Annotated in this window: 9 protein-coding genes; 7 read left to right on the top strand and 2 right to left on the bottom strand. The window is 68.5% G+C overall.

Annotated elements, in window-relative coordinates; translation table 11 throughout:
• Nucleotides 1-148 precede the first annotated feature (148 nt).
• On the bottom strand, nt 149-1,264 hold the full coding sequence (locus ABZV40_RS45570; protein WP_355456361.1) for an epoxide hydrolase family protein: 1,116 nt from the start codon (nt 1,262-1,264) through the stop codon (nt 149-151).
• A 118-nt stretch (nt 1,265-1,382) separates the two neighbouring features.
• Here ABZV40_RS45570 and ABZV40_RS45565 point away from each other — a divergent pair, with 118 nt between their 5' ends.
• On the top strand, nt 1,383-2,594 hold the full coding sequence (locus tag ABZV40_RS45565) for a cytochrome P450 (protein WP_355456360.1): 1,212 nt from the start codon (nt 1,383-1,385) through the stop codon (nt 2,592-2,594).
• Between the two features lie 50 nt (nt 2,595-2,644).
• On the opposite strand, the gene ABZV40_RS45560 is transcribed toward ABZV40_RS45565, so the two are convergent.
• A complete protein-coding gene (locus ABZV40_RS45560) occupies nt 2,645-3,820 on the bottom strand; it encodes an acyltransferase (protein ID WP_355456359.1) in 1,176 nt (391 codons plus the stop codon).
• Nucleotides 3,821-3,990: 170 nt separating this feature from the next.
• Here ABZV40_RS45560 and ABZV40_RS45555 point away from each other — a divergent pair, with 170 nt between their 5' ends.
• The 6 genes from ABZV40_RS45555 to ABZV40_RS45530 all read left to right on the top strand — a co-directional run bounded on the left by ABZV40_RS45555 (nt 3,991) and on the right by ABZV40_RS45530 (nt 10,794).
• Nucleotides 3,991-5,400 carry an NDP-hexose 2,3-dehydratase family protein gene (locus ABZV40_RS45555; RefSeq protein WP_355456358.1) on the top strand — a complete coding sequence of 470 codons (1,410 nt, stop codon included), beginning with the start codon at nt 3,991-3,993 and terminating at the stop codon, nt 5,398-5,400.
• Between the two features lie 111 nt (nt 5,401-5,511).
• Nucleotides 5,512-6,687 (top strand): nucleotide disphospho-sugar-binding domain-containing protein, encoded by a 1,176-nt coding sequence (locus tag ABZV40_RS45550; RefSeq protein WP_355456357.1) that lies wholly within the window; start codon nt 5,512-5,514, stop codon nt 6,685-6,687.
• Between the two features lie 6 nt (nt 6,688-6,693).
• Entirely contained in the window at nt 6,694-8,277 is a 1,584-nt protein-coding gene (locus tag ABZV40_RS45545; RefSeq protein WP_355456356.1) for an MFS transporter, read from the top strand.
• A gap of 98 nt (nt 8,278-8,375) precedes the next feature.
• The gene (locus tag ABZV40_RS45540; protein WP_355456355.1) at nt 8,376-8,825 is read left to right on the top strand and encodes an ester cyclase; all 450 of its coding nucleotides are present in this window, start codon (nt 8,376-8,378) and stop codon (nt 8,823-8,825) included.
• A 9-nt stretch (nt 8,826-8,834) separates the two neighbouring features.
• Nucleotides 8,835-9,608 (top strand): NAD-dependent epimerase/dehydratase family protein, encoded by a 774-nt coding sequence (locus tag ABZV40_RS45535; RefSeq protein WP_355456354.1) that lies wholly within the window; start codon nt 8,835-8,837, stop codon nt 9,606-9,608.
• 13 nt (nt 9,609-9,621) lie between these two features.
• The gene (locus tag ABZV40_RS45530; RefSeq protein WP_355456353.1) at nt 9,622-10,794 is read left to right on the top strand and encodes a nucleotide disphospho-sugar-binding domain-containing protein; all 1,173 of its coding nucleotides are present in this window, start codon (nt 9,622-9,624) and stop codon (nt 10,792-10,794) included.
• Nucleotides 10,795-10,928 lie beyond the last annotated feature (134 nt).

Genomic DNA, 10,928 nt, shown 5'->3' with positions numbered 1-10,928 from the left:
CCCGGGCCCGCCGCCTGCCCCCGCCCCCCGCCCCGACCCGCCCCGTGGGGGCCGCCGCCCCGGGCTTCCACCGCCCCACTGCGGCCTAGTTCTTGATGAACGGCGCTTTTGTCCACCTCGTGGACAAAAGCGCCGTTCATCCATCTTGTCAGCGGACCTGGCGGAAGAACGTCTGGAGCTCGGCGACGAGGACGTCCGGGCGTTCGATGCCGGGGAAGTGGCCGCCCACGGGGGCGTCGTGCCAGTAACGCAGGTCGCTGAACCTGGCCTCGATCCACGCCTTCGGCATGCGCGCGTCCTTGGGGAAGATCGTCACGCCGGTCGGCACGGACACCTGGTGCATCGGCACGCGGTTGTGCGACTCCCAGTACAGGCGCGCGGCCGACGTCGCCGTTCCGGTGAACCAGTAGATCGACACGGCGTCCAGCAGCTTGCCGACCGGAACGACCTCCTCGAACGGCCTGTCGTGGTCGGTCCACGCGTAGTACTTCTCCGCGATCCACGCCAGCAGGGCGACGGGGGAGTCCTGAAGGCCGTAGCCGATGGTCTGCGGTTTGGTCATCTGGATGGCCGAGTAGCCGGCTTCGCGAGCCTGGAACTCCTTCAACGCCGCCAGACCGGCGTAGTCGCGCTCGGTCAGCTCGACCTGCGCCTCGGGAGGCCCGGCGAACACCATCGTCAGGTGGATGCCGATGAGCCGCTCGGAGTCGATGTGACCGAGTTCGGCCGTGACGAACGAGCCCCAGTCACCGCCGTGCGCGGCGTAGCGCTCGTAGCCCAGGCCGGCCATCAACGACGACCACGCGCGAGCGATTCTCTCGACGCCCCAACCGGTCTCCGCGGGCCTGTCGGAGAAGCCGTAGCCCGGCAGGGAGGGCACGACGACGTGGAACGCGTCCGCGGGATCGGCGGGGTTCGTGAGCGGCTCGATCACCTCCAGGAACTCCAGCACCGAACCGGGCCAGCCGTGGGTGAGCAGCAACGGCGTCGCGCCCGCGTGTGGCGAGCGGACGTGGAGGAAGTGGATGCCCAGCCCGTCGATCTCGGCGCGGTACTGGGGAAGGGAGTTGAGCCGCGCCTCGACGGCCCGCCAGTCGTACTTGTGCTCCCAGTGCTCAGCGAGCGAACGGACGAAGGACAGCGGCGCGCCCTGCGACCAGTCCGCCACCGTCTCCGCGTCGGGCCAGCGGGTCAGCGACAGACGGGTGCGCAGATCGTCCACAGAGGACTCGGGGACGGTGACCTCGAACTCGGTGACGTTCATGCGTGGGCACGTTACGGGCCACACCTAGAAGTCACCTCGAAGGCGGTCGAGCGGACATCCAGGCCATCTCCACGCGCGGCTGGCACGGTCGAGCGCGGCTGACGAGAAGGGAACCGCCATGACCAACGCCGAAACAGAGCTGACGCCTTTCCCCTGGCACCGCAAGTGCCCGTTCCAGCCCCCGGAGGAATACGCGCGGCTCCGGCCGGAAACCCCCATCGCCAAGGTCGGGCTCCGCACCGGTCGTGAGGCGTACGTGGTCACGAGCTACGAGCACGTGCGCAAACTCCTCACCGAGCCGAACGCGAGCTCCGACCGCGGCCACGAGGGCTTCCCGTACTACATCGACATCCCGCCGCAGTTCCGCACCGAGGGCTCGTTCATCGGCTGGGACCCGCCCAAGCACACGGTCTACCGCCGCATGGCCGCGGTGTCCGGTGAGTTCACCAAGCAGCGGGTCCGCGCGATGCTGCCGAAGATCGAGGCCATCGTCGACGAGCGCATCGACGAGATGCTCCGCCAGGGCCCGCCGTGCGACCTCGTCACCGCGCTGGCGCTGCCGGTGCCGCTGACGATCGTCTGCGAGATCCTCGGCATCCCGCACCAGGACCACGACTACCTGCACGACCGCACCGACAAGCTGTTCGGCGGCAAGTCCAGCGCCGAGGTGCGGATGGCCGCGATCACGGAGCTGAACGGTTACCTCGCCGAGCTGCTCGAGCGCAAGCTGAAGGAGCCGGGCGAGGACCTGATCAGCCGCATCGTCGTCCGCTTCCACGAGGCCGGCCTCTACGACAGCCGCGAGCTCGTCAACCTGGTCCGCCTGCTGCTCAACGGCGGTCACGAGACCAGCGCCGCGATGATCGCGATCGGCACCATGACCCTGCTGGAGCACCCCGACCAGCTGGAGAAGCTGAAGAACGACTGGAGCCTCGCGCCCAACGCCGTCGAGGAGCTGCTGCGCTACCTCACGCCGGGCGACCTCGCGTCCTCCCGCGTGGCGCTGGCCGACATCGACGCCGGCCCCGTCACCATCAAGGAGGGCGAGGGCATGATCATCTGCGGTGGCGCGGCCAACCGCGACCCCGAGGCCTTCCCGGAGCCCGACAAGTTCGACATCACCCGCCCGAACGCGCGCAACCACGTCGCGTTCGGCTACGGCGTGCACCACTGCATCGGCGCGGAGATCGCCCGGGTCGAGCTGACCGTGGTGCTCACCAAGCTGTTCCAGCGCATCCCGGACATCAAGCTGGCCAAGCCGTGGAACGAGCTGCAGTACAAGGACGGCGCGGTCATGTACGGCGTCTACGAAATGCCCGTCACCTGGTGACGGCGCGAAAAAGGCCCGCCGGCGACCGGCGGGCCTTTTTCTTTGCGCGTCTACCGGACCACGCCAACGACGTCCTCCTGCGGCGAGGTCTGCAACGGCTTCACCGCGGTGCGGCCGAAGCGGCGCATGAACGGCGTCTCCACCCACGCGAACAGCGCCCAGGACAGCAGCAGGGACACCGCGAACGCCGCCACCAGGAACGCCAGCGCGACCGGTGCCGACCACGCCTTGCCGCCCAGCGCGCCGAAAGCGTTGATCTCCGTGCCGAACGCCCAGTGCCCGTACGTCAGCACGAGCCGGTGCACCAGGTAGAACGCGAACGACACCTCACCCAGCCACACCATGCCCGGCCGCGCGAAGAACGTCCTGCGCCCCTTGACGTCCGCGGCTGCCGCGGCCGGGATCAGCAACGCCAGCGGGATGACCGTCGCGCCGGTGAACGAGTACAGGAACGGCACGAACAACGAGGCGACGTAGCCGGCGAACGCGAGCGCGACGCCCCACTTGACGCTCAGGCCGATCCACCGCCCGGTCATGACGATCCGCGCCAGGATGATGCCGAGAGCGAACTCGAACAGGCGCGTCACCGGGAAGTTGTAGACGAACCAGATCTGGACGTAGGACGCGGGACCCCACGGCCACACCGGCGTCGACGGCAGCAAAACCTTCGCCAGCACCGGCACCAGCAGCACCGCGAGCACCGCGAGGCCGGCTGAGAACCACAGCCGCGACGGCCGGATCTTGTTGATCAGCACCAGCAGGAACGGGAACGACAGGTAGAACACGGCCTCGACGGACAGCGACCACGCGACACCGTTGCCGGACAACAGCACCTCGTAGCTCGGGATCCACGACTGCACCAGGAACAGGTTCGCGGCCGCGGACGCCGGGACGACCGCCTGGCGGAAGGCCAGCAGCAGCACGACCGCCGCGGCGAACGTGACGACGTGGTTGGGCAGGATCTTCGCGAACCGCCGGCGCCAGAAGCTCGCTTTCGTGTCGCCCGGCCGCGCCGACCACGTGAGCACGAACCCGCTGAGGATGAAGAAGAACGACACACCGACGAACCCCGCGGTGCTCGTCGCGATCATGTAGAGGAAGCCGACCTCGGGAGTCTTGAAGAGGAACTCCAGGCTGCCGTGGAAGACGAAGACCATTGCCGCGGCGACGAACCGCATGCCCGTCAGCGACGGGAGTCTCGACGAACTCGCTGCTTGGTTCGACACGGTGGGGACCTTTCGGGACGGACGATGTTGGGTCGCCCGATGGTGAGAACCTGTCACCGCGAATGGCTCGCGACCTGCTCGAAACCGTTTTCCTCAGCCACTTCCCCATTCCCGCTCGAGCGCGCGCCGACACCGTTTCTGAGGCGAGGGAGTTCCCCAGGGAGGTTGCCGTGACATCGTCCACCACGCAGCTGCGCAGGCGGGAGGACACCGACCTCCCGGCGAGGCTCGCGAAGTCCGCCGCCACCGTGCAGGGTGCGTTCCTGCAGACCGAACACTTCGACCTGTGGCTGACCGAACGCTGGCTCGCCAACGCGTTCCGCGTCGAGCGCATCCCGTTCGCCGACCTGGACCTCTGGTACACGGAGGAGGGCACCGGCAACATCCGGCACCAGAGCGGCAAGTTCTTCACCGTCGAGGGCCTGAAGGTCGAGACCGCCGCGCGCTCGTGGAGCCAGCCGATCATCCGCCAGCCCGAGGTCGGCATGCTCGGCATCCTCGTCAAGGAGTTCAACGGGGTCCTGCACTGCCTCATGCAGGCGAAGATGGAACCCGGCAACCCGAACCTGCTGCAGCTCTCCCCGACGGTGCAGGCCACGAAGTCGAACTACACGCGTGTGCACAAGGGTGCCAAGGTGAAGTACCTGGAGTACTTCGCCGAGGGTGCCCAGCGCGGCCGGGTGATCGTCGACGTGCTCCAGTCCGAGCACGGGTCGTGGTTCTACCGCAAGAGCAACCGCAACATCGTCGTCGAGGTGACCGAGGACGTGCCCGCGGACGACGACTTCGTCTGGCTCACGCTCGGTCAGGTGAACGCGTTGCTGCACAGGGACAACCTCGTCAACATGGACTCGCGCACGGTGCTCTCCTGCCTGCCCGCACCGGGTTTCGCGGAGCCCGCGAACGACTTCCAGGCCGCCCTGCTGGCCTCGCGCGACCCGCACGCCGGCGCGTTGTCGACGACCCCGGACGTGTTGAGCTGGTTCACCGGGCAGCGCGCCGACCACGACATCGACGTCTCGCGCGTCCCGCTCGGCGCCGTGTCCGGCTGGATCCGGAAGGAAGACGAGATCTGCCGTGAGGACGGGAAGTTCTTCCGGTGCGTCGCGGTGCGGGCGGTCGCCGGCAACCGCGAGGTGACGAGCTGGACGCAGCCGTTGTTCGAGCAGCACGGCAGGGGCGTCGCGGCGTTCATCGTGAAGCAGTTCGGCGGCGTGCTGCACGTGCTGGTGCACGCGCGCCTGGAAGGCGGGTTCCTCGACACGGTGGAGCTGGGGCCGACGGTGCAGTGCGTGCCCGGCAACTACCACGACGCCGAACGGCCGCCGTTCCTCGACCACGTGCTGTCCGCGGAGAAGTCGCGAATCCACTACTCGACGGTGCATTCCGAAGAGGGCGGCCGATTCCTCGACACCGAGAGCGACTATCTCGTCGTCGAGGCGGACGAATCATTCCCGACCGATGTTCCGCCGCAGTACGCCTGGGTCACCGTGGGTCAGCTGACGGATCTGCTGCGGCACGGCCGTTACGTGAACGTGCAGGCCAGGACGTTGGTGGCGGCCCTCAACGCGCTGGGCTAGTCGAATTGGGGCAGAAATAGTACCTGCCGTTTCCCAGAAAAACACCATCGGGTGATGCGGCTCCACCGCGGCTCAAGTGCCGCCCTATCCGCCTTGAATAGCGTGGTCAGCATGAAGATCCTAGTGAGTAGCGGTCCGTCGTTCGGCCTCTACTTCCCGGTCGTCCCGCTGGCGTGGGCCTTGCGGGCGGCGGGTCACGAGGTGTTGGTGGCGAGCCCGGAGAGCATGGCCGCCACGGTCAACGGTTCGGGCCTGCCGCACGTGGCCACGTACGGGCCCATGCACATGCGCGAGGTCATGCTGCACGACCGGGCGGGCAACCCGCTGGCGCAGGCGGACACCGAGGAAGGCCTGCTCGAGCAGGTCGGCCGCGGGTTCGGCCGGCTCGCCGCCCGCACGATCGACGGCATGCTGGCGATCACCGAGGCGTGGCGTCCGGACGCGATCATCGGTGAGGCGCACGCGTTCTCCGCCGGTGTGGCCGCGAAGCTGCACGGCATTCCGTGGTTCGAGAACGGCATCGGCATCGGTTACCGCTCCGACATCGACGGCTGGACGGCCGTGGAGCTCGCCCCCGAGCTGGAGAGGCTCGGGTTCGACGCGTTGCCGGAGCCCGACATGGTGCTCGACACCTGTCCCGCGCTCATCCGCCCGAAGGATGTTGTTGCGGGGCAACCGATGCGGTGCGTCCAGTACGACACGCCGGCCCCGGTGCCCTCGTGGGTCTTCGAAAAGCGCGACCGCCCCCGCATCATGATCACGCTCGGCACGATCCTGCCGAACTCCCCCGCGGGCCCGGCCATCTTCGACGAGCTGGTCCGCACCCTGCCCTCGCTGGGTGTGGAGCTCGTGCTCGCGATGCCGGACGAAGCGGTCGCCAAGCTCGCTCCGCTGCCCGACGCCGTTGTCGCCGCCGGGTGGATGCCGCTCACCTCCGTGCTGCCCGCCTGTGATCTGACGGTGCACCACGCGGGTGGGGGATCGACCATGTCCTCCCTGATCGCCGGGCTCCCGCAGCTGCTCGCTCCGGGAGTCATGGCGGAGCAACGGGATTCCGCGCAACGCCTCTGCGAGTTCGGTGCCGCCAAGCAGCTCCAGTCGCAGGAGGTGGAACCGGCAGAGGTGCTCGAGGCCTGCCGGGCGTTGCTGGAGGACACGTCCTACCGGGACCGGGCGAGTCAGTTGAAGCAAGCGATCGAGGAAATGCCCTCGCCCGGCGCGGTCGTGCCGGTGATCGAGGACTTCGTCCGTCACAGCGCCGCCGGCGCAGCGGAAGAAACTGAGTGAGGAGCTATGACCCAGAACATCGACGCGGCGCCGGATTCAGGTGCGCAGAGTTGGCCGGGAGCCAACGCGAGCCAAGGTGAGCCGTTCAAATGGCGCTGGCTGGCACTCGGCGTCATCCTGCTGGCCACCGCGATGGACATTCTCGACTCCCTGATCACGGTCATCGCCGCCCCGTCCATCGTGGCGGACATCGGTGGTGGCGCGACGTTCATCCAGTGGCTGGGTGCCGGTTACACGCTCGCCATGGCGTGCGGCCTGATCATCGGCGGCCGGCTCGGCGACATCTTCGGCAAGAAGACCATGTTCGTCGTCGGTGCCACCGGCTTCACGGTCGCCTCGGTGCTGTGCAGCGTCTCGACGTCGCCGGGCGTGCTGGTGGCGGCCCGCGTGCTGCAGGGCCTCTTCGGCGCGATGATGCTGCCGCAGGGACTCGGCGTCATCACCGAGGTGTTCCCGCCCAAGGAGATGGCCAAGGCGTTCGGCGCCTACGGCCCGATCCTCGGTCTCGCGACCATCGGTGGCCCGATCCTCGGCGGCTGGCTGATCAACGCCGACCTGTTCGGCACCGGCTGGCGGATGATCTTCCTGATCAACGCGCCGCTCGGCCTGCTGGCGGTCGTCGGTGCCATCAAGTGCTTCCCCAAGCCCAGCAAGACGGCCAAGAAGCTGGACCTGGTCGGGGCGTTGCTCGCCTCGGGCGGTGCCGCGCTGCTGGTCTTCCCGGTCGTGCAGGGACGTGAAGCGGGCTGGCCGGCGTGGACCTTCGTGTCCATCGTGGCCGGTGTGCTCACGTTCTTCCTGTTCGGCTGGTACGAGGGCCGCAGGGACCGCAAGGGCGGCGAGCCGCTCGTCGTGCCGTCGCTGTTCAAGAAGAAGGCGTTCAACGGCGGCCTGGTCGCGGGTCTCGCGCTGTTCTCCGCGCTCACCGGTTTCTCGCTGGTGCTGAGCGTCTACCTGCAGCTGGGCCTCGGGTTCACCCCGCTCGGCGCGTCGCTCGCGGTGCTGCCGCAGGCGATCGGTTCCACGTTCGGCTTCGCCGCCTCCGGTGCGGGCCTGGCCGCGAAGCTCGGCCGTCGCCTGATCCACATCGGACTCACCGGCATGGTCGTCGGCCTGGTCGCGTTCTACTTCACGATCAAGCTCGGCGGTCCGGACGTGGGCGGCTGGGCGATGTCCCCGTCGCTGTTCTTCGCGGGCATCGGCATGGGTCTCGCGATGGCGCCGTTCTTCGAGCTGATCCTCGCGGGGGTCGACCCGCAGGAGACGGGCTCGGCGTCCGGCACGCTCACCTCGGTGCAGCAGTTCGGTGGCGCGCTGGGCGTCGCGGTCCTCGGCACCGTGTTCTTCGCGGTCGTGAACGGATCCGGCTACCTGCCGGCGATCGAGACCAGCATCTGGGTCGTCGTGGCGCTGGAGCTCGCGGCGGCCGGGCTGATCTTCTTCCTGCCGAAGATGCCGAAGCCCGCGTGGGACCCGAGCGCCTGGGAAGGCGGCGACGGCGGCGAGTGGAGTGCCGAAGCCGCGGCGCAGTGGGGCGGCGGGGACGACAACGCCGCCGCGGCGCAGTGGAACGCGGACGCCAAGAAGTAACACCCGAGTTGTCAGCAGAAGGCTCGCCGATCACCGCGATCGGCGGGCCTTCCGCCCGTCATGGGCCCTTTTCAAGGAATCTTCGAGGGAGACTCAACATGACCGCGGTCACCGAACCCTCCTTGGACGTCGCGCTGGCCGCGACGTACAAGAAGTCCATCAGCGAGCACTACAAAGATCTCGCGCTCAAGCTGCAGGTCGCGTTGAACACGCAGGACCTCAGCCTGGTCGACGACCTCATCCACGACGACTTCTTCGACGTCACCGGTCCGCCCGGGATGTTCCCCAACGGTCCGGAAGGCGTGCGGCAGCACATCCTGTGGCTCAACCGCCGCTTCAAGGACGCCAGGTGGGAGGTGCAGCAGGCCGTCGCCGAGGGCACCACGGTCGTGCTGCGCGTGCGCTTCACCGGCATCGAGACCGAGGAGGGCCAGGCGGCTCCCGTCGGCACGCGCTTCACCTACGCGCAGGCGCACTTCTTCGAGGGCCGCGACGGTCTGCTCGTGCAACACATCGGTGTCCGCAGCGAACAGGACATCTCCCAGTAAGGGACTTCCATGGACGTCATCGGACGTGGCTTCCTGGCCATGAACCTCGCACGCATAGCGGGAAAGCATCATGACGTCGTCGCGTTCGCGGCCGGATCCTCCTCGACCGTCGCCACGTCGTCGGACGAGTTCGGCCGCGAGACCGGCATCCTGCACGACGCGATCCGCAGGTGCCGCGCGGAAGGCAAGCTGTTCGTCTACTTCTCCACCGCCTCCGCCGCCATGTACGGCTCACCGGACTCGCCGGGCACGGAGGACGGGCCGGTGTTCCCCGGCAACGCCTACGGGCGCCACAAGCTCGCGATGGAGGCGTTGATCCGTGCCTCCGGGGTGGCCCACCTGGTGCTGCGCCTGGGACATCTCGTCGGTCCGGACCAGCGTCCGCATCAGATGATGCCGACGCTGGTGGCACAGGTGCGTTCCGGCGAGGTCGAGGTCTGGCGGGGAGCGCACCGCGACCTCATCGACGTTCTCGACGTGGTGCGGCTGCTCGACGCGTTGCTGACGAGCAGGGTGTGCGACGAGGTCGTGAACGTCGCGAGCGGTGTGCCCGTCCCGGTCGAGAACGTGGTGGCACATCTGGAAGAACGGCTGCGCGTGCCGTTGGTCAAGACCTACCGCGAAGCGTACGCGCGGCACGACATCTCCCTGGCCAAGCTCAGCCGCCTCGCGCCCGTCGTGCGCGAGCTGGGCTTCGGTCCCGACTACTACCGGCGCGTCGTCGACCGCTATCTCAGCGCCACGACCGGCGTTCCACTCGAAGCCCTACCGTCAGCCGGATGAAGGAGCAACGGCAATGCGAGTACTCATCAGCACGTGGCCGGCGAGCGGGCACCTGCAGCCGATAGTGCCACTGACCTGGGCACTGCGCGGTGCCGGCCACGAGGTCATCGTCACCACACCGCGGCACCTGGTGCCGTTCGTGAAGTCGACGGGCCTCGACGCGATCGCGCTCGGCGAGGAGCAGGACCAGAAGATGATGCTGCAGGGCATCATCCAGCAGGCGGGCGAGAACGCCTCTCCCGCAGAGGCGCTGCCGCGACCGGACCGCCAGTTCTGGGGCAACATCGCCTACGGTCCCGCGGGCCGCACCGCGGAGACGTTGCAGCTGCAGCTGGAGAAGGCCAGGGCGTTCGCTCCCGACCTGATCCTGACCGACCCGATGGACCTCGCCGGGCGGCTGCTCGGCGGCATCCTCGGTGTGCCGGTGGTGCGGCACCGCTGGGGCGTAGACCCGTTGACGGAGGCGTTCGAGGAGACCGCGCACATGGTCCTCGACCCGGTGGCGCAGCAGCTCGGCCTCACCGGGCTGCCGGAGCCGGAGCTGACCATCGACCCGTGCCCGCCGTCGTTCCAGCTGCCCGGCCTGGAGAAGGGCCGTCCCGTGCGGTACCTGCCGTCCAACGGGTTCGGCGCGGTTCCGGACTGGGCGCTGGAGCAGCCGTCGAAGCCGCGGATCTGCGTGTCGTTCGGCTCGATGCCCAAGGAGCTCGGCATGCGCAAGGTGCTGGGCTGGGTGTACGAGGCGATCGCACGGCTCGGTGACGTCGAGGTCGTCCTGGCCGTTCCCGACGGCATCGACGCCGAGGACCACTCGGTGATCGCCGACAAGGTGATCTCGTCCGCGCACCTTCCGCTGAACCTGTTCATGCGCACGTGCTCGGTGATCGTGCACCACGGCGGTTCCGGCACGGGCCTGACCGCGCTGAACGCCGCCACGCCGCAGCTGGTGCTGCCGCAGTTCGCCGACCACTTCCCGTGGGCCGAGCGGCTGGAGGCGACCGGTGCCGGTGCGGCCGTGGAGGGCGTGGAGAAGCAGCAGGACGTGTCGTTCATCCAGGACCGCCTGGAGGAGCTGATCGGCAAGCCCGAGGCGCGCGAGGCCTCGCTGGCCCTGCAGGCCGAGATCCACGCCGCGCCGTCGCCCGCGGCGCTGGTGCCGGAGCTGGAGGCACTCGCCGGAGTGTGATGGCGCGTCCGCAAGCACCACCAACTCCGAGTCGGTGGTGCGTCGTGGATGAAGGGCGCCTTCATCGACCTCAGGTGGATCTGGTGTTTTAACCAGGAGGCGCCTGGGCTTTGACATGGGCACGGCCACCGCTT

Source organism: Lentzea sp. NPDC004782 (genome assembly GCF_040609115.1).
Taxonomy (GTDB): domain Bacteria; phylum Actinomycetota; class Actinomycetes; order Mycobacteriales; family Pseudonocardiaceae; genus Lentzea.
The sequence above is the reverse complement of the archived record's forward strand: the minus strand, read 5'-3'. Positions and strand labels throughout refer to the sequence as shown.

What these genes read in the sequence shown, in the direction of transcription:
- ABZV40_RS45535 (WP_355456354.1), top strand. Translation starts at nt 8,835, where the DNA reads ATGGACGTCATCGGACGTGGCTTCCTGGCCATGAACCTCGCACGCATA.
- ABZV40_RS45545 (WP_355456356.1), top strand. Translation starts at nt 6,694, where the DNA reads ATGACCCAGAACATCGACGCGGCGCCGGATTCAGGTGCGCAGAGTTGG.
- ABZV40_RS45570 (WP_355456361.1), bottom strand. Translation starts at nt 1,264, where the DNA reads ATGAACGTCACCGAGTTCGAGGTCACCGTCCCCGAGTCCTCTGTGGAC.
- ABZV40_RS45540 (WP_355456355.1), top strand. Translation starts at nt 8,376, where the DNA reads ATGACCGCGGTCACCGAACCCTCCTTGGACGTCGCGCTGGCCGCGACG.
- ABZV40_RS45550 (WP_355456357.1), top strand. Translation starts at nt 5,512, where the DNA reads ATGAAGATCCTAGTGAGTAGCGGTCCGTCGTTCGGCCTCTACTTCCCG.
- ABZV40_RS45530 (WP_355456353.1), top strand. Translation starts at nt 9,622, where the DNA reads ATGCGAGTACTCATCAGCACGTGGCCGGCGAGCGGGCACCTGCAGCCG.
- ABZV40_RS45565 (WP_355456360.1), top strand. Translation starts at nt 1,383, where the DNA reads ATGACCAACGCCGAAACAGAGCTGACGCCTTTCCCCTGGCACCGCAAG.